Origin of the sequence: Pseudomonas sp. RC3H12, from assembly GCF_018596375.1 — a bacterium.
In the GTDB taxonomy this organism is placed as follows: Bacteria; Pseudomonadota; Gammaproteobacteria; order Pseudomonadales; family Pseudomonadaceae; genus Aquipseudomonas.
In genome coordinates this window covers 4,204,610-4,227,991 of record NZ_CP075595.1, presented here as the reverse complement: position 1 = coordinate 4,227,991, position 23,382 = coordinate 4,204,610, and the positions used below count along the sequence as shown (strand labels likewise).

Sequence of the window (23,382 nt, the reverse complement as noted above, 5' to 3'; positions counted from 1 at the left end):
CAAGAGATCACAGATGGTAATAGCTCTTATTTGAGAGTAAAGCGCATTAACTTTCTAAACACTTTCGGCCGCGGGCAGCAGCAGGTGCAGGCACAACCCAGGGTAGCCATTGCTCGCCCAGAGCCGTCCGCCCTGCAGCTCGATGGCGCGCCGGGCGATGGCCAGGCCCAGGCCGAAACCGGCGCCGCTGCCGGGCAGGCGGCGATAGGCCTGGAAGATCGGTTCGAGCTCCGCCTCCGGCACCCCAGGCCCGTGGTCGCGCAGGCACAGGTGCCAGTGCGTGCCCTCGCGCCAGCCCTCCAGGCTGACCTGGCCACCGGCGGGCGAATGACGGATGGCGTTGCGCAGCAGGTTTTCCAAGGCCTGGGCCAGGCTGTCCAGGTGGGCCTGCACCACGCAGTCGAGGCCGAGCGAGCAGGGCAGTCGCGCCATCGCCCAGCCGCTCTCGAAGCAGCTGTCCTGCACCAGCGCTTCCCACACCGAGAGCACCAGCACCGGCTCGGTCGCCAGTTGCGGCTGCTCGGTGTCCAGCCACGCCAGGTCGAGGGTGTCCTCCAGCAGTTTCTGCATGTCGTCCACTTCCCGGTCCAGGCGCTGGCGCAACTGCTCCGGGGGCAGGCCGCTGTCATGGGCGATGCGCAGGCGCGCCAGTGGTGTGCGCAGTTCGTGGGACAGCGTGCGCAACAGCAAGCGTTGCTGGTCGAGGCTCCTGCGCAGGCGCACGGCCATGTGCTCGAAGGCCTGGGCCAGTTCGCCCAGCTCGTCGCGGCGTTCCTGCAAGGGCAGGCGGGGGCCGTCCAAATCGTCGGCGCGCAATGCATCGGCGCGGTCGCGCAGGCGGTTGAGGGGCACGACCAGGTGGCGGTACAACGCCAGGCCCAGCAACAAGGCGAGCAGGGCAGGGGCCACGCCGTGGGTGATCACGTGGGTCCAGGGGGTCAACCCGGTCGGCAGCAGGTGCTCGGGGAGTTGAATGACCAGGCGACCCTCCTGGGGGCGGCTGGGGAACTCGATGCTCACATAGGGCAACTCGTCCTGCAGGCGCCGGCTCATGGGCCAGTCGAGCTTGCGCATGAAGGTCAGGCGGCTGGCCTCTTCGGCGCTCAGCGACGTGGTACCGAGGCTCTGCAGGTGCGGGCCGATGATGGCGACCCAGGTGTCTTCCCGGACTTCCAGTTCGCGGCGCAGGCGCTCAACGCCGACGGCGCCGTCCGTGCGCCAGGCCTGCTCGGCCTGTTCGGCGAAGCCGGCCAGGTACACCCGGTCGGCGGGGGCGAGGAAGTAGGTACTGCGTTCCACCGACAGTCCCCAGGTCCAGATCAGCCAGGTCAGCAGCAGGCAGAAACATACCTGCAGCAGCGCCAGTTTCCACAGCAGCGGATGTCGGCGCATCAGGCGCTACCCGGGTCGACCAGGATATAGCCCTGGCCACGCACGGCCTGGATCTCCAGGTGCCCCGCACCGATGGCGGCGAGCTTGCGGCGTAGGTTGCAGACATGCACATCCAGGCCGCGGTCGAGGCGGGTGTAGGCCCGGTGCAGGACGCTTTGATATAGGAAAGCCTTGCTCAGCGCCTCGCCGGGGTGGGCCTGCAAGGTCATCAGCAGGCGGTACTCGGAACCGGTCAGGCCGGCGTTCTGGCCATGGTGCGCGACATCATGGTTGGCCGTGTCGAAGTCCAGTGCGCAGGCATTGCGCGGAGCGGGCGGGCGCCGGTCCAGCGCCACCCGGCGCAGCAGGGCGTCGACCCGGGCATCGAGCTCGGCCAGGCTGAAGGGTTTGGGCAGATAGTCGTCGGCGCCACGGGTGAAACCGCTGATGCGGTCCTGCTCGGCACCCAGGGCCGACATCAGCATCACCGGCACGGCCTGGTGCCGGCGCAGTTCGTCGAGCAGGCTGAGGCCGTCGACACCCGGGAGCATGATGTCCAGCAGCAGCAGGTCGAAGTGTGTCTGGTGTATCGCATTCAAGGCCTGGGTGCCGTTCTCGCAGGCCTGAACACTGAAGCCACGGCGCAGGAAGTGGTGTTCCAGGTCCTGGCGCAGGCGGGGATCGTCTTCGGCGAGGAGGAGCTTGGGGGACACGGGATTGCCTTGATGAGAATACATTGCAAATACGAATCATCCCATTGACGGCGGTGCCGGGGCAATGGCCAGGTGCTGGCATTTCGTCGCGTTACACGGCACATGCGGGAGCGGCTGTGTAATGTCAGCGGCTGATGAATGTCCCCCCGGCCTCGCTGCGGATACGCAGCTTATGGCTCTGCGCCAACATGGCCAGGGCCAGGGGCAGGTCATCGATCGGGAAACTGCCCGATACCCGCAACTCGGCCAACGCCGGGTCGCAGACCAGGCGCTGGTCGCTGTAGCGCATCAGCTCCTGGGTCCATTGCAGCAATGGCATCTCGTCGATTACCAGCAGGCCATTGCGCCAGGCCAGCTGAGCGTCGCGTGCATCCTCCAGTGGATCGAATCGATCACGGCTGAAGCGCAGCTGCGAGCCTGCCTGGACGATGACACCGCCGGCGGCTTCGGGCTGGACCTGTACGGCGCCTTCGTAGACCGCGAGCAGGGTCTCCTGGGGGAACTGGCGCACACTGAAGCGGGTGCCCAACGCCTGCATGACGCCTTGCCCGGTGCGCACCCGCAAAGGCCGCGACGGGTCCGCCGCGGTGGCGATGTATATCTCGCCCCGGCGCAGGTGCAGCAGGCGCTGCTCGGCCGTGAAGCGCACACTCAGCTCGCTGTCGCTGTTGAGAGAAACCTGGGTGCCGTCGGCCAGCAGCACATCCCGGCGCTCGCCCCGGGCGGTGAGGTAGTCGATGCCTCCCTCGCTGCGCCGCCATGCCCACCAACCCAGGGGGGCCGCGCCCAGCAACACCAGCAGAGTGCGCAGTACGGTGCGCCGGCTGCTGTCCGGGCGCACCAGCGTCTGTCGGGCCAGGGTGGGAGGCAAGGTGCCGAGGCGGGAGAGCAGGCGCTGCGCCCGGTTCCAGGCGCGTTCGTGCTCGGCATCGCGGTATCGCCAGTGCTCCAGTTCGAGCCGTTGCGTCGGCGTCAGTGGTCCTTCCTGCATCAACAGCAGCCAGGCGGCGGCCTGGGCGAGAATGGCCTGGGCGATGGGGGGCTGTTCACTCATCGGGCATCTGGCTCAGGCAGGCGACGTAGCCTTCGTGGATGTACTTCTTCACTGTCGGCAAGGCGATGTTCAGTGCCTGGGCGATGTCTTTCTGCTTCATGCCGTCCAGCGTTGCCATCAGGAAGGCTTGCCTGACCCGTGGCCGCAGGCTGTCGAGCACGGCATCGATCTCGTGCAGGGTCTCGAGAATCACGCTCTGCTGCTCGGGCGACGGATGTTCGACTTCGGGCACCAACGCCAGGGCCTCGAGCCAGGCCTGCTCAAGGGAATGCCGCCGACGCCAGCTGACCAGCACGCAATTGGCGATACGGGCCAGGTAGGCACGTGGCTGGCGCAGGGTATCAGGCTGTGTGGTGTCGCGGCTGGCCAGCACGCGCACGAAAATGTCCTGGGCCAGGTCATCGGCCACGCCACGCCCCCAGGAGCGCAAGCGATACGCCAGCCAGCCGCGCAACCAGGCGTGGTGTTCGACATACAGCGTGGTCACGGCGCAGTGCTCGATGTGCCGTGGCGGGTTCTTGAAGAGGGTCATGGGCAGCGGGGCCAAGGGTGTAAATGCAAACAATTATCACTAGATTTGGCTAAATCACAAGATCAAGTGAAAATGCGAATCGCACGCATATACCTTTTTCGCTGTCGTGCGACAGAAGGGGTGCAAGCCCGCATCGAGTGCCGGGCACTGACCTCACGAGCGAGAAAAGCATGCCCGCCAGCTATCGGCTTCCCCCTGTTTCGCGCCCATTGCAACGCTTGTCCCCGATCAGCTTCGCCGTACGGTGCGCGGTGCTCGGCTGTTTGCTGGGCTCTGGCGCAAGCCTGGCCCAGGCCGCCCCGGCGGCAACCGAGAACAGCCGGCCCGACGACGCCACGCGCCGCGACTACGATATCGCCCAGGGGCCGCTGGGCACCTCGCTGGGCGTGTTCGCCAAGCAATCGGGGCTGTTGCTGTCTTACGACCCCGACCTGACCCGCGGCCGCGCCGCGCCAGCGCTCAAGGGGCGCTACACCGTGCAGGAGGGCGCCCGGCGCCTGCTGGCCAATACCGGCCTGCAGCTGCTGCCCAACTCACGGGGGGCGTACATCCTCATCCCTCAGGCCCAGGCATCGGCGACGGCAACCGAGCTGACACCTACCGTGGTCGCCTCCAGTGAAATGGTCGACCCGCAGCGTGATACCTACCGCGCGCCGCGCTCGACGGTGCACCTGTCCCGTGAAGACCTCGACCGCTTCAGCACCGTGTCGGTGGGCGACATGCTCAAGGGCGTGGCCGGCGTGCAGGTAGGCGACAGCCGCAACGGCGGCGCGCTGGACGTCAATATTCGCGGCATCCAGGGGCAGAGCCGGGTCGCGGTCAGAGTCGATGGCTCGGAGCAGGCGGTGGATGTCTACCGGGGCTACGGCGGCACCCAGCAGCGCAGCTACATCGACCCCGACCTGATCAGCAGCGTCACAGTGAACAAGGGCCCCAGCACCCGCTCGGGGGCGATTGGCGGTTCGGTGGAGATGAAGACCATCGGCGTCGATGACATCCTGGTCGATGGCAAGGATGTCGGCGTTCGCCTGACCGGCAACCTGTGGAACAACGGCGCCGAACCCGAGCACCGCAACCGCCATTCCCGCGATGAGGACCTGAGTGCAGCACCGCGTGATGAGCGCGGCAGCCTGTTCGGCTCCAAGGCCGAATCGGGCAGCGCCGCCTTTGCCTATTCCCACGAGCGATTCGACCTGGTGGCGGCCTACGCGCACCGCAACCAAGGCAACTACTTCTCTGGCAAGAAGGGCCTGGACCGTTACCGCCTCTACGATCGCTGGGGCGAGGAGCAGGCCAGTGTCGCCAACACCTACAATGCCGGCGAGGAAGTGCTCAACTCTTCGGCCGAGACCGACTCCTACCTGCTCAAGACCACCTGGCGGCTGGCCGATGACCACACCCTGGACCTCGGCTACCGGCGCTTCGACGGGCACATGGGCGAGATCATGCCGTCGGATATCTTCCGCTACGGCACCGCGGGCATCTACCAGTACCCCACCAGCGAAATCGAGATCGACACCTACACTGCGCGCTATCACTACCTGCCCGAAGGCAATCCGTGGGTGGACCTCACCAGCAACCTGTGGATGACCGACTCGAAGACCAGCACCTTGAGCGCGGCCTGGATGGCGCCCAAGTCGCAGTTGTTCCGCACCGACCGTGCCTGGTCGCGCCAGGACAATCGTCGCATCGGCGGCGACCTGAGCAATGTGTCGCGCTTCAGCACCGACCATGGCGATTTCAAGCTCGACCTGGGCGGTGCGTTCCAGCTCGAAGACCTGCAGCCGCAGAAGAACGTGGTGGCCACCCAGCACGACATCAACGCCAACCGCATGTTGCGCGATGCGTCGCGCCAGGAGTTCAGCTTCAACGGCAACCTGGAGTACAAACCCATCGAGGCGGTGACGCTGTGGGGCGGCGGCCGCTATGCCCACTACCGCACCAAGGACAACACGGTGCTGGCCGAGGCGCGGCGCGAGGAGCGCGAAATGCGCTGGATCACCGCCAGCAGCCCGGGGCACTGGGGCAGCATGATGTGGTTCCCGGACCAGAACGGCCAGTACACCGACGCCACCGACCCGCGCCTGAACAATGGCATCGTCTTCGAGAACAGCAACGAGCCGTTCAATGGCGTGCCGTTCAACGAGTCCGGCGCGACCAATGTGGTCGTCCACCCGGAAGGCGTCAGCAATGTGACCACCGGCTACAACTACACCCCGCAGGGTAAGAGCAGCGGCGGAGGCTTCTCGCCGGCTTTCGGCATCAACGTCGAGTTCCTCCCCGACACCTTCGTGTATGCCTCCTATACCCAAGGCCTGCGCCTGCCTTCGCTGTTCGAGACCAGCCAGGGCACCCAGCAGGTCACCCCGGGCAAGCACCTCAAGCCCGAGCGCTCACGCAGCTGGGAAGTCGGCGTGAGTGCCTTGCGCAGCGACCTGCTGACCGCGGGCGACGAGGCGTCGGCCAAGCTGGCCTGGTTCGACAATGACATCAAGCACTACATCACCCGCTACTACGACCCAAGCCCGGGGCTGTGGGGGCAGATGACGTTCAGCAACACCGACAGCTTCCACACCCGCGGCCTGGAGTTGCAGTCGCACTACGATGCCGGGCGGGTGTTTGCCGACCTGTCGGCCACCTACTACCTGATGACCGAGACCTGCGACGCAGCCTTTGCCGGCAAGTTGCGCGCCAGCGCCAATCAGTACCAGCGCACCCACGACACCCCGGACTGCACGCCGGGCAGCTACATGGGCTCTTACACCAACACGCAGAACCCGCCACGCTTCTCGGCCAACCTGCTGACCGGCTTGCGCTTCTTCGATGAGGCGCTGACCGTGGGCGGGCGCATGACCTATACCTCGGGGCCTACCGCGCAGATGGACAAGCCCTGGCAGACCGGCGCGACCACGCCGCAGATCGACTACCGCTCGGTGGCGCTGTTCGACCTGTTCCTCAAGTACAAGGTGCTGGAGCACACCGAGCTGAACGTGTCGGTGCAGAACCTGACGGACCGCTACTACCTGGATCCGCTGGCGCAGAGCTTCATGCCGGCACCTGGACGGACCTGGCGGGTGGGGATGGTGGCGCGATTCTGAGGGGTGCCTTGCTTGTCGACAGGCATTAAAAAGCCGGCTTGTGGCCGGCTTCTCGGGGACGGTCTTGGCTCATTTTTGATAAGCCGCAACCGCCTTAAACGGTTGGCAACATGGCCTGAAAAAGATGGCGGACGGCTGTGTGAGGCGTCGCCAGGCCCTCTGGAATGCGGCTTGCACCATCAGGGGGCATGATGTGCCGCGTAGCATACCCGTGTGTGTGGCCCCTGCCCAGCAAAAAGTGGTGCGAGGTGTTTCAGCCTGGGCGCGCAGGACGCAGGCACGACCACCAGAACACCCAGCCGAGGATTTCCACCTTCTGCACGCGGCGTTGATAGGCCGTGTAGCGTTCGCAGGGGTGGTTGAGGCGGTCATGGCTGTGCAGGCACAGCGTGCCGTTCTGGCCCAGGGTGAGATGGTGCACCCGCAGGCGGCCATTGTGCAGCAGTGCGTAGCATTCGCCTTCGACCACCCGGGTGAAGCTGCGGTCGACGGCTAGCAGGGTGCCCTCCGGCAGCAGGGGCAGCATGTTGTTGCCGGGCATACCGAGGCAGATGGCTTTTTCCGTCGACACCTGCAAGGCGTCCAGGGCTCGGCGGGGAACCGGCTGGTAATGCCCCGGCAGCGCCTGCAGGCTGCCCTGCTGCAGGTGATGCAGGGGCAGGTGCGCCATGCCTGTGTCCAGGCCCAGCAGCGGCGGTGGCAGTGCAATGCCCTGGGGCACGCAGCGGGCGGGTGCGAGCGGTGTCGGATGCTTCGGGCCCTCGCCACTGCGCAGCCAGCGCCTGCGCACGCAGAACAGGTCGGCGAGCTCGTCGAGCCTGGCCTGGGGCACGCCGCGTTTGAACCAGTTGTTGACGTGCTGCGGCGTGACCTTGCGCTGCGCGGCAAAGTCGGAAGGGGTCAGGTTGCACTCCAGCAGGAGAGCTTTGAGACGGTCACCGGATGTTTTCATGACGGCGAGTCTATCTCCCGTCGAACGGTGTGGAAATCAACCCGATGTCGAGGGTATTTGTAGGAAATATGGCGATTTGTAGGTGGTAGCTGAGGATCAGGTAGGAAGATTCGATATGGTGCCCAATTGCAGGGCCAACACGTTGCCTCAGGCCCGCTGCCGGTGCCCATAAAAAAACCCTGCCGGAGCAGGGTTTTCTTCGTGTCAGGTTCAGCCCTTGTAGGCTGCGACCGACTTGGTGATCGCGGCGCGGGCGGCGTCGGCGCCGTCCCAGCCTTCGATCTTGACCCACTTGCCCTTCTCGAGATCCTTGTAGTTCGCGAAGAAGTGCTCGATCTGCTGGATCAGCAGGGCAGGCAGGTCTGTGTATTCCTTCACGTCGACGTACAACTGCGACAGCTTGTCGTGAGGAACGGCGATGACCTTGGCGTCGCCGCCGCCGTCGTCGGTCATGTTCAGCACGCCAACCGGACGGGCGCGGATCACCGAGCCTGGCGCGACCGGGTACGGGGTCACGACCAGCACGTCCAGCGGATCACCGTCGTCGGCCAGGGTGTTGGGGATGAAGCCGTAGTTGGCCGGGTAGAACATTGGGGTGGCCATGAAGCGGTCGACGAACAGGGTGTCGCTGTCCTTGTCGATCTCGTACTTGATCGGCGCATGGTTGGCCGGGATCTCGATGGCGACGTAGATGTCGTTCGGCAGGTCTTTGCCGGCTGGAATCTTGCTGTAGCTCATTGGGCAATGCCCCCGTGTTTGATCAAAAAAGTGGCGGCGATTATAGGCACATTCCCACAGTGGGTGCCACGCCCGGCCTGATGCGCGGCGTTCAGCCGTGGCTGGCGCGGTAGTCCGGGTGCTCGGCCTGCAGACGTGCCAGGCGGCTCAGCGGATCCTGGCGGTAGAACAGCGACAGCTGCTGATAGACCTTCGGGTAGGCCTCATGCAACAGGTCGGGCGCGCTGAAGAAGTATTCGCTGGTGACGGCGAAGAACTCAGCCGGGTTTTCCGCGGCATAGGGGTCGATGGCCGTCTCGGCGTCGGGGTTGGCGTCGAGCTGGCGGTTCAGCTCGTCGTAGGCCTGCTGCATGGCTTGGGCCCAGTCCTCCACGCGCATGCCGTTGTGCAAGGGTGGCAGGCCGTTGGCATCGCCATTGAGCATGTCCAGCTTGTGCGCCAGTTCGTGGATGACCAGGTTGTAGGCCTCCCAGCCGCCGCTGCTCAGGACGCCGGGCCAGGCGAGGATCACCGGCCCCTGCTGCCAGGCTTCGCCGCTGTGCTCGGCGTCCCAGACATGCTCGACCCCGCTGCTGTCGCGGTGGCGCTGGGGGCTCTTGAAGTCGTCCGGGTAGAGGATGATCTCGTGGAAGCCCTGGTACCAGTTCAGTTCGCCCAGGTGCAGCAGCGGCAGCTGGGCCTGGGCGGCGAGGAACAGGCGCTGCTCGTCGTCCAGCTCGACGCCGGGCAGGGTGGTCAGGTGCTTGTCGCGCAGGAACAGCACGCAGGCGTCACGCAACCAGCGGTCTTCTTCGTCGCTGATGCCGTCGAGCAGCGGCAGGCGATCACGGATCACCTGCCACAGCTGTGGATCGACCGGATAGCGGGCCAGGGTGCGCCGGCGCCGCCAGGCGCTGAACGACCACATGCCCAGGTCAGTGGGCCTTGGCCGTGCGACCGAAGCGGCCGCGCAGCAGGCCGAGGATCATCGGCACCAGCGACAGCAGGATGATCGCCACCACCATCAGCGACAGGTGCTGCTTGATGAACGGCACGTTGCCGAAGAAGTAGCCCAGCGTTACCAGGCCGCCCACCCACAGCAGCGAGCCGGCCACGCTGAAGGCCAGGAAGCGCGGGTAGTGCATGTGGGCGATACCGGCGACGAACGGCGCGAAGGTACGCAGGATCGGCAGGAAGCGCGCCAGGGTAACGGTCTTGCCGCCATGGCGCTCGTAGAAGTCGTGGGTGCGCTGCAGGTAGTCCTTGCGGAAGATCTTCGAGTTGGGGTTGCGGAACAGGCGTTCGCCCGCCGTACGCCCGATCACGTAGTTGGTGCTGTCGCCGAGGATTGCCGCGGCCATCAGCAGGCCGGCCAGCAGCGCCGGGTCCATCCCGCCACCGGCGGCCACGGCGCCGGCGATGAACAGCAGCGAGTCACCCGGCAGGAACGGCATGACCACCAGGCCGGTCTCGCAGAAGATCACGGCGAAAAGGATGGCGTAGATCCAGGGACCGTAGTTGTTGACCAGCAGATCGAGGTAGGCATCGAGATGCAGGATGAGGTCCAGCGGGTTGAAATCCATGTACAGCACCTGTGTTCTTGACCCGCTTCCACGGGCACGCGATGACGGACAGCGCCATGGTTGGGGAGGGTTTACCGGTTGTGCCGGTAACTTTTCTCACATGACAGGAGGGGGATTATACGGCGAAGTCCAGATCGTGCCCGGAGAGTTTGTAGCGAGGGGTTACGACTGTGGGATCGCTTTCGTGTTCATGGGAGCGGGCTTGCCCCGCGCTGGGGCCATCGCGGCAACCGCGCTACAAGCCCGCTCCCCGGTACGTGGCTTGCTCAATCCTGGCTGATCGGCAGGATGTAGTTCTCGAACTCGGTGTCTTTGCGAAAGCCCATGGATTCGTAGGTCTTCTGAGCCACTTCGTTGTCGCTGCTGGTGGACACGCGCAAGCGCACGGCGTTGGATTTCTTGGCCATCTTCTTGGCCTCGCGCATCAGGTTGTCGGCTACCAGCATGCGCCGCGAGTCTTCGGCGACGTAGATATCGTTGAGGATCCACACGCGCTTGAGCGACAGCGACGAGAAGCTCGGGTAGAGCTGGCAGAAGCCCATCAGGCGGTCATCGCCATCATCCGGCAGGGCCAGGTAGATGATCGACTCCTTGCGCTTGAGGCGCTTCTCAAGGAAGGCCCGCGAACTGTCCGGGTAAGGCAGTTGCCCATAGAACTCGCGGTATTTCACGAACAGCGGGGTGAGCAGGTCGAGGTGTTCCAAGGTTGCCTGGATAATGCGCATGGGCGGGCCTCTGAGTCCATTGGGAATACGGCGGATTGCCAGCAGCGTCCACTGGCATGCTGCCTAAAGCAGGCTAGAAGCGCAATCCGCCTTCGGTGACATGTTTTTTACCCTTCACCGAGCAGGAAGTTTCCGCTTTTCCCGGCAGAATCTTCGCTGTCGATACTATGGACCTCGGCTTCGTCCTTCAGATTCACCCCCGAAAGCTGGCGCCTGCAGGCCTCGCGCATCAGGTACAGCAGGCGATGAGCGGCCATGCCGTAGCTCAGGCCTTCGAGGCGTACATTGGAAATGCAGTTGCGGTAGGCGTCGGTCAGGCCGACCTTGGGTGCGTAGGTGAAGTACAGGCCCAGGCTGTCGGGTGAGCTCAGGCCTGGGCGTTCGCCGATCAGCATCACCGTCATGCGCGCGCCGAGCAGCTCACCCACTTCGTCGGCCACCGCGACCCGGCCCTGCTCCACCAGAATCACCGGGGCGCTGCTCCAGCCATCGGCGGCGGCCTGCTCCTCGAAACGGCTCAGGAAGGGCAGAGTGTGGCGGTGCACGGCCAGCGCCGACAGGCCATCGGCCACAACGATCGCCAGGTCGACGCCGCCGGGGTTGGCCTGGGCGTGCTCGCGCAGGCACTGGGCCGAGTCCTCGTGCAGGCGGCGGCCCAGGTCCGGGCGTTGCAGGTACTGGTGGCGGTCGCTGGCGGCGCTGTGCAGCAGCAGGCTGTCGCGCCCGCGCTCGCTGAGCTGCTGGCGCAGGCCGACGTGGTCGAAGGGCAGGTGCACGGCGTCGCGGGCCTGGGCATGGGCGAACTGGAAGTCCAGTTGGGCGCCGGTCGGCAGGCTGATACCGGTGCGCCCGAGGGCGATACGCGCGGGGGTGAGGTTGCGCAGGGCCAGCCAGGGGTTGTCGGGGGTGGGGGTGTGTCGTTCCATGCTCACCTCTAGGCCAGCTGTGCCAGGGCCTGGCGGAAGGCCGCCGGCAGGTTGTCGCCGAAGCGGATGCGGCCATCGGCCTGGGTGAAGATACCGGTACGTTCCAGCCACGCCTCGAATTCCGGCCCGGGCTTCAGGCCCAGGGTCTGGCGGGCATAGAGCGCGTCGTGGAACGAGGTGGTCTGGTAGTTGAGCATGATGTCGTCGGAGCCGGGGATGCCCATGATGAAGTTGATCCCGGCGACGCCCAGCAGGGTGAGCAGGGTGTCCATGTCGTCCTGGTCGGCTTCGGCGTGGTTGGTGTAGCAGATGTCGCAGCCCATCGGCACGCCCAGCAGCTTGCCGCAGAAGTGGTCCTCGAGGCCGGCGCGGATGATCTGCTTGCCGTTGTACAGGTACTCAGGGCCGATGAAGCCAACCACGGTGTTGACCAGGAACGGCTTGAAGTGGCGGGCCACGGCGTAGGCGCGGGTTTCGCAGGTCTGCTGGTCGACACCGTGGTGGGCGTTGGCCGACAGGGCGCTGCCTTGGCCGGTCTCGAAGTACATCAGGTTCTGCCCGACCGTGCCGCGCTTGAGTGACAGGCCGGCCTCGTAGCCTTCCTGCAGCACGTTGAGGTTGATGCCGAAGCCGGCGTTGGCCGCCTCGGTGCCGGCGATGGACTGGAACACCAGGTCCAGCGGCACACCGCGGTTGATCGCCTCGATCGAGGTGGTGACGTGGGTCAGCACGCAGGACTGGGTGGGGATGTCGTAACGTTGGATGATGGCGTCGAGCATTTCCAGCAGCGCGCAGATCGAGGCGATGCTGTCGGTGGCCGGGTTGATGCCGATCATCGCATCGCCGTTGCCGTACAGCAGGCCGTCGAGAATGCTCGCGGCGATACCGGCTGGCTCGTCGGTGGGGTGGTTGGGCTGCAGGCGGGTCGACAGCCGCCCGCGCAGCCCCATGGTGCCGCGGAACGCGGTGACCACGCGGATCTTCTGCGCCACCAGCACCAGGTCCTGCACGCGCATGATCTTCGACACCGCGGCGGCCATTTCCGGCGTCAAGCCAGGGGCCAGGGCCCTGAGGCTGTGTTCGTCGGCCTGGTCGCTGAGCAGCCAGTCGCGCAAGCCGCCGACGGTCAGGTGGCTGACCGTGGCGAAGGCTGCGGTGTCGTGGGTGTCGATGATCAGGCGGGTGACTTCGTCCTGTTCGTAGGGGATCAGCGCTTCGCTGAGAAAATGCTTGAGCGGGATGTTGGCCAGGGCCATCTGCGCGGCCACCCGCTCGCCGTCGTTACTGGCGGCGACGCCGGCCAGGTAGTCGCCCGAGCGTGCCGGGCTGGCCTTGGCCATCACGTCCTTGAGGCTGTCGAAGCGGTAGACCTGGTGGCCCACGGTATGCGTGAAACTTGCCATACAGAATCTCCAGGGCGCCGCAGGACTGGCCTGCGGCGCAAGTCGGCAATCAGTGCAGGGCCTCTTCGGCCTTCTGGATCGCGGCGAATTCCTCTTCCGGTGTACCGGCCACCAGGTGGTGGCGGCTGTAGAACGCAAAGTAGGCAATTAATACTGCATAGATCACCGCGGCGCCAATCACCACCCGGGGGTCGACCAGGAAACCGGCGACCACGGCGATGCAGGCCAGCACCAGGGCCACGCTCGAAGTGAAGATGCCGCCGGGGGTGCGGTACGGACGCTCCATTTTAGGGCGACGGATACGCAGGGTGATGTGCGCGGCCATCATCAGCACGTAGGACAGCGTGGCGCCGAACACCGCCACCAGGATCAGCAGGTCGCCCTGGCCGGTCAGCGACAGGGCGAAGCCGATGATCCCGGGGATCACCAGGGCCAGCACTGGGGCCTTGCTCTTGTTGGTTTCGGACAGCTTGCGTGGCAAGTAGCCCGCGCGGGAAAGGGCGAAGATCTGCCGCGAATAGGCATAGATGATCGAGAAGAAACTGGCGATCAGGCCGGCCAGGCCCACCAGGTTGACGAAGCCGCCCATCCAGGTCGAACCGCCGTAGGCCTTCGACAGCGCCTCGACCAGCGGGTTGCCCGAGGCCTTGAGGGCTTCGGAACCGGCGCCACCGGGGCCGACCACCAGGATCAGCAAGGCGAAGGCCAGCAGCACCAGCATCGCGCCGATCAGGCCACGGGGCAGGTCACGTTTCGGGTTCTTGGTCTCCTCGGCGGCCAGTGGCACGCCTTCGACCGCGAGGAAGAACCAGATCGCATAGGGGATCGCCGCCCAGACGCCGACATAGCCGAACGGCAGGAAGCTGCTGGCGCCAACGGCGTCGGTCTTGGCGATGTCGAACAGGTTCGCTGCATCGAAATGCGGCACCATGCCGATCAGGAATACGGCCAGGGCGATGGCGGCGACCGCGGTGATGATGAACATCAGCTTCAGCGCCTCGCCGACCCCGAAGATGTGGATGCCTATGAACACGATGTAGAAGGCCAGGTAGATCATCCAGCCGCCGATACCGAACAGCGACTGGCAGTAGGCACCGATGAACACGGCGATGGCTGCGGGCGCGATGGCGTACTCGATGAGGATCGCCGTGCCGGTGAGGAAGCCGCCCCAGGGGCCGAAGGCGCTGCGGGCGAAGCCGTAGCCGCCGCCGGCGGTGGGGATCATCGACGACAGTTCCGCCAGAGAAAAGCACATGCACAGGTACATGGTGGCCATCAGCAGGGTGGCGAGGAACATGCCGCCCCAGCCGCCTTGTGCCAGGCCGAAGTTCCAGCCGGCGTAGTCGCCGGAGATCACATAGGCCACGCCCAGGCCCACCAGCAGGACCCAGCCGGCGGCGCCTTTCTTCAGTTCACGTTGCTGGAAATAGTCCGAGCCGACCTTTTCGAAGTCGACGGAGGAGCTTGCCGGCGCGCCGGCGGAATGATCGCTTGGCATAGGGTTCACCTGTTGTTTTTCTTAGGTTGCCGGAGGGACTGCCGGCTACTGGTGATTCGTTTTGCAGGAAGCGGGCCAGAGCGGTTCGTGCACGCGAGCCGCGCTGGTCTGACAGGCCTAATCGCGGGGCAAGTCGGGCCTCGATGAGCCACTCCCACGTTGAGGGCGTGGGAACGGTGATGCGGCGGCCCGACTTGCCCCGCGATGAGCCGAACTTAGAAGAAGCCCAGCGGGTTGATGTCGTAGCTCACCAGCAGGTTCTTGGTCTGCTGGTAGTGGTCGAGCATCATCTTGTGGGTTTCACGGCCGACGCCGGACTTCTTGTAGCCACCGAACGCGGCATGCGCCGGGTACAGGTGGTAGCAGTTGGTCCATACGCGGCCGGCCTTGATGCCGCGACCCATGCGATAGGCGCGGTTGATGTCGCGGGTCCACACGCCGGCGCCCAGGCCGAACTCGGTGTCGTTGGCAATCGCCAGGGCCTCGGCCTCGTCCTTGAAGGTGGTGACGCTGACCACCGGGCCAAAGATCTCCTCTTGGAAAACGCGCATCTTGTTGTTGCCTTTGAGCAGGGTCGGCTGGATGTAGTAACCGCTGGCCAGCGCGCCTTCGAGTTGCTCGACCTTGCCGCCGGTGAGCAGCTCCGCGCCCTCTTCCTGGGCGATCTTGAGGTAGGACTGGATCTTCTCGAACTGCTGCTGCGAAGCCTGGGCGCCGACCATGGTGTCGGTGTCCAGCGGGTCGCCGCGCTTGATCTGCAGCACTTTCTTCATCACCACTTCCATGAACTGCGGGTAGATCGATTCCTGCACTAGGGCACGCGACGGGCAGGTGCACACCTCGCCCTGGTTGAAGAACGCCAGCACCATGCCTTCGGCCGCCTTGTCGATGAAGCTCGGCTCGGCCTGCATGATGTCCTCGAAGTACACGTTCGGCGACTTGCCGCCCAGCTCGACGGTGGAGGGGATGATGTTCTCGGCGGCGCATTTCATGATGTGCGCGCCCACCGGGGTAGAGCCGGTGAAGGCGATCTTGGCGATGCGCTTGCTGGTGGCCAGGGCTTCGCCCGCTTCACGGCCGTAGCCTTGCACCACGTTGAGCACGCCCTTGGGCAGCAGGTCGCCGATCAGTTCCATCAGCACGCTGATGCCCAACGGGGTCTGCTCGGCGGGCTTGAGCACCACGCAGTTGCCAGCAGCGAGGGCCGGGGCAAGCTTCCAGGCGGCCATCAGCAGCGGGAAGTTCCACGGGATGATCTGCCCGACCACGCCCAGCGGCTCGTGGATGTGATAGGCCACGGTGTTTTCGTTGATCTCTGCGGCGCCGCCTTCCTGGGAGCGGATGCAGCCGGCGAAGTAGCGGAAGTGATCGACCGCCAGTGGGATGTCGGCGTTGAGGGTCTCGCGGATTGGCTTGCCGTTGTCCCAGGTTTCGGTGATGGCCAGCAGCTCGAGGTTCTGTTCGATGCGGTCGGCGATGCGCAGCAGGACGTTGGAACGGTCCTGCACCGAAGTGCGGCCCCAGGCATCGGCGGCAGCGTGGGCCGCGTCGAGGGCCTTTTCGATGTCTTCGGCGGTGGAGCGGGGGAACTCGGCGATCAGCTTGCCGTTGACCGGGGAGGTGTTCTCGAAATACTGCCCCTTCACCGGCGCCACGAACTCACCACCGATGTAGTTGCCGTAGCGGCTCTTGAAGTTGACCTTCGCGCCTTCGGTGCCGGGATGTGCATAACGCATGATGTGTCTCCTGGTCGTTGTGATTGTTGCGGAGTTACCAAGCGTAGAGCAAAGGTCGGGCCAGCGCCTGGAGGCCCTTGTGTATCAATGACTTGGGTCAAGGGCGACGCCGCTATCGAAATGACCTGTGCCAGCCTCGGCACGGCCAGGGTGACACTTTGTACCCTTTGCGACACAGGCCGTGACCGCAGGGTCGGTGCAACGTTGCAAAGCGTTCACGCCTGGAGGATGCTGACGGCACGCTCTATCTGCGGAGAACAACAAGAAATGCAGAGCAATCCGTTCAGCCGCCATGCCCAGCAAGTGCTCACGGTCGCCCAAGGCCAGACCAGCGGGCCGGGCAGCGACCCGTCCATCGCCCGCTCCTGGCTACGTTGCCTGGAGGACTACCACCTCGACCCCGCGCGGGTCCAGGCACCGGTGGTGCTCGAACACGGCCGCCTGCTGGAGAGCCGCGAGCGCCTGCGCCAGGTGCTGCAGATCGCCGACAACGAGATGAACAGCCTGCACCAGCAGTTGTCCGGTGCCGGGCATGCAGTGCTGCTGACCGATGCTCGCGGGGTGATCCTCAACTGCGTCACCGCGCCCAGCGAGCGGCGCATCTTCGAGCGTGCCGGGCTGTGGCTCGGCGCCGACTGGAGCGAGGCCCGCGAAGGCACCAACGGTATCGGTACCTGCCTGGTCGAGCGCCAGGCCCTGACCATTCACCAGGACGAACACTTCCGTGGCCGCCACACCGGGCTGACCTGCTCGGCCAGCCCGGTATTCGACCCACACGGCGAGTTGCTGGCGGTGCTCGATGTGTCGTCGGCGCGGCCCGATGTCTCGCGCCAGAGCCAGTTCCACACCATGGCGCTGGTCAACCTGTCGGCGAAGATGATCGAGAGCTGCTACTTCCTGCGCCACTTCGAGCAGCAATGGCTGCTGCGTTTCCACCTGCAGGCCGAGTCGGTCGGGCTGTTCAGCGAGGGCCTGCTGGCCTTTGATGGCGACGGGCGGATCTGCGCCGCCAACCAGAGCGCGTTGAACCTGCTGGGTACTATCCGTGGTGGGGTGCTGGGCAAGCCATTGGACAGGTTCTTCGCCTGCAGCCACGACGAATTGTTCAGCCGCGCCACGCCCCAGGGCAGCAGCGCGTGGCCGCTGTATACCCGCGACGGTCGCCAGGTATTCGCCAGCCTGCGCGGCCAGGCGCGGGCACCGGTGTGGTCGGTGCCGGTGGCCTTGCCCCAGACCGCTGCGCCGGGCATCTGCTTGCTCGATCCGGCCTTGCGCGAGGACTTTCGCCGCGCCGTGCGGGTGTTCGAACGTGACGTGCCGCTGCTGTTGCGCGGCGAAACCGGTTGCGGCAAGGAAGCTTTTGCCCAGGCCGTGCACCAGGCCAGCGCACGCCATGACAAGCCGTTCGTGGCGATCAACTGCGCATCGATCCCGGAGAGCCTGATCGAGAGCGAGCTGTTCGGCTATCGCGGCGGCAGCTTCACCGGTGCGCGCAAGGAAGGCATGCGCGGCAAGCTGCTGCAGGCCGATGGCGGCACCTTGCTGCTGGACGAGATCGGCGACATGCCGTTGGCGCTGCAGACTCGCTTGCTGCGGGTACTGGAAGAGCGCCAGGTGGTGCCGATCGGTGGTGAGCCGCAGGCGGTGGATGTGCGGATCATCAGCGCCACCCACCGTGACCTGCTGGACCGGGTGGCGCAAGGCGGGTTCCGCGAAGACCTTTACTACCGGCTCAACGGCCTGGAGGTGGCCTTGCCGGCGTTGCGCGAACGCAGCGACAAGGCACAGCTGCTGGATTTCCTGCTGGCACAGGAGGCCGAAGGGCAGGTCGTCGAAATCGAACCGAAGGCACGGCAGGCGCTGCTGGATTTTGCCTGGCCAGGGAACGTGCGGCAGTTGCGCAATGTGCTGCGCACGCTGGTGGCGTTGTGCGAGGAAGGGCGGATCGAGTATCCGGACCTCCCGCAAATGGTATGCAACGTGGCAGCGGGCCCTGCCAACGCCATCGCGGGGCAAGTCGCATCGGCGCACCGCCGCTCCCGCGATGATCGTGTCTGTCTTGGGGATGCTGAACGCCAAGCCTTGCTCAGCGCCCTGGAGGCAAACCACTGGCACATGACCCGCGTCGCCGAGCACCTGGGCATCAGCCGCAACACCCTGTATCGAAAACTGCGCAAACATGGCATAGCCAAGGTCTGCTGAACGAAACAGCGTGTGCGATTTTTCTCGGCCTACGCTACCCTGCCTCGACGTTTTGCGAGGTCGATCATGCACATTCATATTCTCGGTATTTGCGGCACTTTCATGGGTTCGCTGGCGGTGCTGGCCAAGGACCTTGGCCACCGTGTCACCGGCTCCGACGCCAACGTTTATCCGCCGATGAGCACCCAGCTCGAAGCCCAGGGCATCGAGCTGATCCAAGGCTACGACCCGGCCCAGCTGGAGCCGGCACCGGATCTGGTGGTGATCGGCAACGCCATGTCGCGGGGCAACCCGGCGGTGGAGTACGTGCTGAACAAGGGCCTGCCGTACGTATCGGGCCCGCAGTGGCTGGCCGACCATGTGCTGCAGGGCCGCTGGGTGCTGGCCGTGGCCGGTACCCATGGCAAGACCACTACCAGCAGCATGCTGGCCTGGGTGCTGGAACACGCCGGCATGAGCCCGGGCTTCCTGATCGGCGGCGTGCCGCAGAACTTCTCGGTGTCGGCGCGCCTGGGCGATACGCCGTTCTTCGTTGTGGAGGCCGACGAGTACGACAGCGCCTTCTTCGACAAACGCTCCAAATTCGTGCACTACCATCCGCGTACCGCGATCCTCAACAATCTCGAGTTCGATCACGCGGACATCTTCCCCGACCTGGCGTCCATCGAGCGGCAGTTCCACCACTTGGTTCGCACTATTCCCAGTGAGGGCCTGGTCATTCACCCGACCACCGAGCAGGCGCTGGAGCGCGTCATCGGCATGGGCTGCTGGACCCCGGTGCAGACCACGGGCGAGGGTGGCCAGTGGCAGGCGCGCCTGCTCAGCGCCGATGGCTCGCGCTTCGAAGTGCTGTTCGAAGGCCAGGCGCAGGGGGTGGTGGATTGGGCGCTGACCGGCCAGCACAACGTCGCCAACGCCCTGGCCACCCTGGCAGCCGCCCGTCATGTCGGCGTCGCGCCGGCCATGGGTATCGAAGGCCTGAGCGCGTTCAAGAGCGTCAAGCGCCGCATGGAACTGGTTGCCGAGGTTCAGGGTGTGACCATCTATGACGACTTCGCCCACCACCCGACCGCCATCGCCACCACCCTCGATGGCCTGCGCAAACGCGTTGGCGAGGCGCCGGTGATCGCGGTGATAGAGCCGCGCTCCAACTCCATGAAGCTGGGCGCGCACCGCGACGGCCTGCCGGAAAGCGTCAACGACGCCGACCAGGTGATCTGGTACGCACCGCCCAACCTGGGCTGGGACCTGGCCGGCACCGCCGCGCAGTGTAAGGTGCCGAGTGTGGTGGCCGACAGCCTCGAGGCGATCATCGAACGGATCAAGGGCCAGGCCCGCCCAGGCACCCATGTGGTGATCATGAGCAACGGCGGCTTCGGCGGCCTGCACGGCAAGCTGGCCGAGGCGCTGAAGTGAGCGGCCCGGAGCGCATCACCCTGGCCATGACCGGCGCCTCTGGAGTGCAATATGGCCTGCGCTTGCTTGACTGCCTGGTGCGCGAGGACCGCGAGGTGCATTTCCTCATCTCCAAGGCCGCGCAATTGGTAATGGCCACCGAGACCGACGTGGTGTTGCCAGCCAAGCCACAGGCCATGCAGGCGTTCCTGACCGAGTACACCGGTGCGGCCGACGGGCAGATCCGCGTGTATGGCAAGGAGGACTGGATGTCGCCGGTGGCCTCGGGCTCCGGCGCGCCATCGGCGATGGTGGTGGTGCCATGCTCCACCGGCACCCTGTCGGCGATCGCCACCGGTGCCTGCAACAACCTGATCGAGCGGGCCGCCGACGTAACCCTGAAGGAACGTCGGCAGTTGATCCTGGTACCGCGCGAGGCACCATTCTCGACCATTCACCTGGAGAACATGCTCAAGCTGTCGCGGATGGGCGCGGTGATCCTGCCGGCGGCGCCGGGCTTCTACCATCAGCCGCAGACCATCGACGACCTGGTCGATTTTGTCGTGGCACGCATCCTGAACCTGCTGAACATCCCCCAGGACATGCTGCCGCGCTGGGGCGAGCATCATCATGGGGTCGATGATTGAGGCGGCTGGTGTTGGGGTTGCTGATGCTGGCCCAGCTCGGTGGCTGCGCCACGGTGCGCACCCTGGATGCCAACAAGCCCGGGGCGCCGGTGGTGTATGCCGGGACACGGCTTGACCTGTACGTGATCAATGGCGGGTGCTGCCCAGAGGACCGGTTCGGGGCCGAGGCGCCGGTCTATCCGGGGCTGGACCTGCCTGGGAGCGCGTTGCTTGATACGCTGCTGCTGCCGTTGTCGTTGCTGACAGCGGCGGGGCTGGGGTTCAACGCTACCGGTGGGTTGTAAAAGCATCGCGGGGCAAGCCCGCTCCCACGCTACGGGCTATCGCTCAAGGGCGTGGGAGCGGGCTTGCCCCGCGATAAGGCCGGCATTGCCGACCTATTTTTTGCCGAGTTTTCTCAAATCGTCCGACTCGACCACGCGAATCCCGTCCTCCTCCTCCAACGCCAGGCGCCACAGCGCCCGGGCCAGGGTGCAGGCCTCGATGCCGCGGTACTTGCCCGGGATCAGGCGGGCGAACGGTGCCGCCATCCGTTCAGCCAGGCGTGGCTCGATGCGCTCGCCCAGCAACAGCGAAGGTCGCACGATGGTCAATTGCGGCCAATCCTGCTGCTTGAGCACTTCCTCCATCTCGCCCTTGACCCGGTTGTAGAAGATCGATGACTTCGGATCGGCGCCAAGGGCACTGATCACCAGCAGATGGCGGGCGCCCAACTCCCGGGCGCGCTTGCTGAAGGCCACGACCATGTCCAGGTCCACGGCCCGGAAGGCCGTCTCGGAGCCGGCCTGCTTTAGCGTGGTGCCCAGGCAGCAGAAGGCGATGTCGACACGGCCGGCCAGTTGGGGAAGAAACATGGCCGGGTCACCCACCGGGTTTTCCAGGTGCGGATGCTCGGCCAGCGGGCGGCGCGTGGGCGCCAGCACGCGGCTGATGGTGGGCTCGTTGAGCAGGCGGTCGAGCAGGTGTTCACCTGTCAGACCCGTGGCACCGGCAAGCAGGACATGCTGAGGCGTCAGGTACATGGTGTCTCTCCCTCGTTACTACACAGCTTAGTGGGCACCAGGGTTTTTTGCCTGATCCCCCGAAGCTGGCTGGGCTTCATTGCGCAGGGCGTGCTCGGCTTGTTGGCGGCGCAGACGCTGCCAGTGGCTGATCACCGCCGGCGGCGCCCAGAGCTGCGGCTCAGAGGCTTCGAAACCTTCCCTTCGTTCTCGTTCGGCAACGCTTTGCCGCGCCAGTTCAAACGCCTGTTTCAGATCGTCGGTCTGGTTCAACGCCTGGGCGAACAGGGCGTCGCCGAAGTAGGTGAAGTCGGCCTCTTCCGAACAGCCGAATGACACCCGGTCAGGCCGGGCGGCGGTCATGACCAGGGTGCGGTCGTCCTTGAGCGGGGCGATGTAGCCACCGGAATAGCAGGCGGAGATGACGATCACCTTGTCGCGGTCCTTCAGCGGGGCAAGGGCGCTGGCCAGCTCGTCGGCGGACAAATCGGCCAGTTGCAGGCGTGGCTGGTCGAGCACCAGTTGGTGATCGTGGCTGCCATGGCTGGTCAGGTATATGAACACCAGGTCCTCGGGGCCGCTGCGCTCGGCCAGGGTGCGGGCGGCGCGGGTGAGGTTCTCGCGGGTGGCCATGGGCCGATCGGCCAGGTGGTCGCGGTGGTTGACCAGGGTGACCTGGCCATGGGCGCCGAAACGCACCTTGAGCATGTTGCTGACATAGTCGGCTTCGCGCAGGAACACGCTCTGCTGGCCGTCGCCGGCCACCACCAGGCTGTACAGCTGCACCGGCGGGATCGACGCCGGCACCTGGGCCAGGGCGTCGGCCAGCAGCTTGCCCTGGTTGAGCAGGGCAAGGTCGAGCGGGTCGGGCAAAAGCTTGCCCTGGGCGTCGCGCACGCGCACGCCGTTGACCCAGGTGCCGGCTTCGCTGCGACCATCCGGGTGGGTCAGTTTGCCACGCCCGTGGTAGGCATCGTCGGCGAAACCGCCGACATACTGGCTACCGTCGGCCAGTTGCAAGGTGCCGGTGCCAGCGAAGCGCCAGTCACGGAAGCCACCCTTGTAGCGGCTGCCATCGCTGCCCAGCAGTTCGCCCTGGCCGGCCAGCGATCCGTCCTTGAAGTCGCCGATCCATACGTCGCCTTCGGCGCTCTCGTAGCGGCCACGGCCCTCGAGGCGATTGTCCTTGAACTCGCCGATGTACTGTTCGCCGTCGGCGCTGTCGTAGGTGCCGGCACCCTGTAGTTGGCCCTCGATGAAGTGGCCGCTGAACTGGTTGCCGCTGGCATCGCTGCGTACCCCGGAACCGTTCGGCTTGCCCTTGGCGAACAGGCCCTGGTAGCGGCTGCCGTCAGCCAGCTCCAACTGCCCCGCGCCTTCGTACTGGTCGTCCTTGAACTGGCCGCGGTAGGTCTGGTCGTGTTGCTTGAGGGTGCCTTCGCCATCCCGGCGGCCATGCTTGAAGGTGCCGGCGTAGTGGCTGCCGGGCGTGGTCAGGTCGCCCAGGCCCTGGAACAGGCCTTCACTGAACTGTCCACGGTAGACCTCGCCGTTGCTGCCATGCCATTCACCTTGGCCGTGCCACTGGCCATCCTTGAAGTTGCCGGCGTACCAGCTGCCGTTGGGGTAGTCGATACGCCCCTCGCCCTGCAGCAGGCCGTTCACCACCTGGCCACGGTAGCGACCGCCATCGGGCAGGCGCGCGTCCGGCGCAGACAGGGATTCGCCTTCGCCACAAGCGGCGAGCAGCAGGATCAGGGTGAGAGGGAGCAGGGGGCGCATGGCGGCTTCCGGGGAAAACGATGCGCCGAGTATGCCGCAGAATACGC

At 65.6% G+C, this 23,382-nt stretch carries 20 protein-coding genes; 5 read left to right on the top strand and 15 right to left on the bottom strand.

From position 1 onward, the window contains the following. Window positions 1–54: 54 nt before the first annotated feature. From KHO27_RS19205 to KHO27_RS19190, 4 genes are all read right to left on the bottom strand, one after another. Complete coding sequence (locus tag KHO27_RS19205; RefSeq protein WP_214500644.1) at window positions 55–1,392, bottom strand: HAMP domain-containing sensor histidine kinase; 1,338 nt, start codon at window positions 1,390–1,392, stop codon at window positions 55–57. Next, window positions 1,392–2,108 (bottom strand): response regulator transcription factor, encoded by a 717-nt coding sequence (locus tag KHO27_RS19200; protein ID WP_502937576.1) that lies wholly within the window; start codon window positions 2,106–2,108, stop codon window positions 1,392–1,394. Before KHO27_RS19200 ends, KHO27_RS19205 begins: the two co-directional genes overlap by 1 nt. A 100-nt stretch (window positions 2,109–2,208) precedes the next feature. Then, the gene (locus tag KHO27_RS19195) at window positions 2,209–3,138 is read right to left on the bottom strand and encodes a FecR family protein (protein ID WP_102683806.1); all 930 of its coding nucleotides are present in this window, start codon (window positions 3,136–3,138) and stop codon (window positions 2,209–2,211) included. After that, window positions 3,131–3,670, bottom strand: coding sequence for a sigma-70 family RNA polymerase sigma factor (locus KHO27_RS19190; RefSeq protein WP_198754411.1), 540 nt, complete (start codon window positions 3,668–3,670; stop codon window positions 3,131–3,133). Before KHO27_RS19190 ends, KHO27_RS19195 begins: the two co-directional genes overlap by 8 nt. Before the next feature lie 170 nt (window positions 3,671–3,840). On the opposite strand from KHO27_RS19190, the gene KHO27_RS19185 reads away from it, so the two are divergent. Beyond that, on the top strand, window positions 3,841–6,768 hold the full coding sequence (locus tag KHO27_RS19185; RefSeq protein WP_214500643.1) for a TonB-dependent receptor: 2,928 nt from the start codon (window positions 3,841–3,843) through the stop codon (window positions 6,766–6,768). A gap of 253 nt (window positions 6,769–7,021) precedes the next feature. On the opposite strand, the gene KHO27_RS19180 is transcribed toward KHO27_RS19185, so the two are convergent. The 9 genes from KHO27_RS19180 to exaC all read right to left on the bottom strand — a co-directional run bounded on the left by KHO27_RS19180 (window position 7,022) and on the right by exaC (window position 16,308). Continuing rightward, window positions 7,022–7,720 (bottom strand): LexA family transcriptional regulator, encoded by a 699-nt coding sequence (locus KHO27_RS19180; protein WP_110704162.1) that lies wholly within the window; start codon window positions 7,718–7,720, stop codon window positions 7,022–7,024. Window positions 7,721–7,930: 210 nt separating this feature from the next. Beyond that, window positions 7,931–8,458, bottom strand: coding sequence for an inorganic diphosphatase (gene ppa / locus KHO27_RS19175; protein ID WP_016484715.1), 528 nt, complete (start codon window positions 8,456–8,458; stop codon window positions 7,931–7,933). Window positions 8,459–8,549: 91 nt separating this feature from the next. Beyond that, the gene (locus tag KHO27_RS19170; RefSeq protein ID WP_110704160.1) at window positions 8,550–9,365 is read right to left on the bottom strand and encodes a M90 family metallopeptidase; all 816 of its coding nucleotides are present in this window, start codon (window positions 9,363–9,365) and stop codon (window positions 8,550–8,552) included. Between the two features lie 7 nt (window positions 9,366–9,372). Further along, window positions 9,373–10,020, bottom strand: coding sequence for a DedA family protein (locus KHO27_RS19165; RefSeq protein WP_102683801.1), 648 nt, complete (start codon window positions 10,018–10,020; stop codon window positions 9,373–9,375). 266 nt (window positions 10,021–10,286) lie between these two features. Further along, window positions 10,287–10,745 carry a GNAT family N-acetyltransferase gene (locus KHO27_RS19160; protein WP_110704158.1) on the bottom strand — a complete coding sequence of 153 codons (459 nt, stop codon included), beginning with the start codon at window positions 10,743–10,745 and terminating at the stop codon, window positions 10,287–10,289. Between the two features lie 107 nt (window positions 10,746–10,852). Further along, entirely contained in the window at window positions 10,853–11,671 is an 819-nt protein-coding gene (gene eutC, locus KHO27_RS19155) for an ethanolamine ammonia-lyase subunit EutC (RefSeq protein ID WP_111533143.1), read from the bottom strand. Between the two features lie 8 nt (window positions 11,672–11,679). Further along, window positions 11,680–13,074 (bottom strand): ethanolamine ammonia-lyase subunit EutB, encoded by a 1,395-nt coding sequence (locus KHO27_RS19150; RefSeq protein ID WP_110703265.1) that lies wholly within the window; start codon window positions 13,072–13,074, stop codon window positions 11,680–11,682. Window positions 13,075–13,123: 49 nt separating this feature from the next. Continuing rightward, window positions 13,124–14,572 carry an ethanolamine permease gene (gene eat / locus KHO27_RS19145; RefSeq protein ID WP_110703262.1) on the bottom strand — a complete coding sequence of 483 codons (1,449 nt, stop codon included), beginning with the start codon at window positions 14,570–14,572 and terminating at the stop codon, window positions 13,124–13,126. A gap of 215 nt (window positions 14,573–14,787) precedes the next feature. Continuing rightward, complete coding sequence (gene exaC, locus KHO27_RS19140; RefSeq protein WP_214500642.1) at window positions 14,788–16,308, bottom strand: acetaldehyde dehydrogenase ExaC; 1,521 nt, start codon at window positions 16,306–16,308, stop codon at window positions 14,788–14,790. Between the two features lie 267 nt (window positions 16,309–16,575). On the opposite strand from exaC, the gene KHO27_RS19135 reads away from it, so the two are divergent. The 4 genes from KHO27_RS19135 (at window position 16,576) to KHO27_RS19120 (ending at window position 20,836) form a co-directional block, all read left to right on the top strand. Continuing rightward, window positions 16,576–18,510: a sigma-54-dependent Fis family transcriptional regulator gene (locus KHO27_RS19135; protein ID WP_214500641.1), complete on the top strand. Its 1,935-nt coding sequence runs from the start codon at window positions 16,576–16,578 to the stop codon at window positions 18,508–18,510. Between the two features lie 66 nt (window positions 18,511–18,576). Next, entirely contained in the window at window positions 18,577–19,926 is a 1,350-nt protein-coding gene (gene mpl / locus KHO27_RS19130) for a UDP-N-acetylmuramate:L-alanyl-gamma-D-glutamyl-meso-diaminopimelate ligase (RefSeq protein ID WP_214500640.1), read from the top strand. Further along, window positions 19,923–20,552, top strand: a complete 630-nt coding sequence (gene ubiX / locus KHO27_RS19125; protein WP_110703253.1) for a flavin prenyltransferase UbiX — start codon at window positions 19,923–19,925, stop codon at window positions 20,550–20,552. Before mpl ends, ubiX begins: the two co-directional genes overlap by 4 nt. A gap of 23 nt (window positions 20,553–20,575) precedes the next feature. Next, window positions 20,576–20,836 (top strand): YceK/YidQ family lipoprotein, encoded by a 261-nt coding sequence (locus KHO27_RS19120; RefSeq protein WP_502937655.1) that lies wholly within the window; start codon window positions 20,576–20,578, stop codon window positions 20,834–20,836. A gap of 93 nt (window positions 20,837–20,929) precedes the next feature. Here the strand turns inward: KHO27_RS19120 and KHO27_RS19115 are convergent, their stop codons facing one another. Together KHO27_RS19115 and KHO27_RS19110 are read right to left on the bottom strand one after the other, a co-directional pair. Beyond that, window positions 20,930–21,574 carry an oxidoreductase gene (locus tag KHO27_RS19115; RefSeq protein ID WP_214500638.1) on the bottom strand — a complete coding sequence of 215 codons (645 nt, stop codon included), beginning with the start codon at window positions 21,572–21,574 and terminating at the stop codon, window positions 20,930–20,932. Window positions 21,575–21,601: 27 nt separating this feature from the next. Beyond that, window positions 21,602–23,335 carry a C13 family peptidase gene (locus tag KHO27_RS19110; protein ID WP_214500637.1) on the bottom strand — a complete coding sequence of 578 codons (1,734 nt, stop codon included), beginning with the start codon at window positions 23,333–23,335 and terminating at the stop codon, window positions 21,602–21,604. Between the last annotated feature and the right edge of the window lie 47 nt (window positions 23,336–23,382).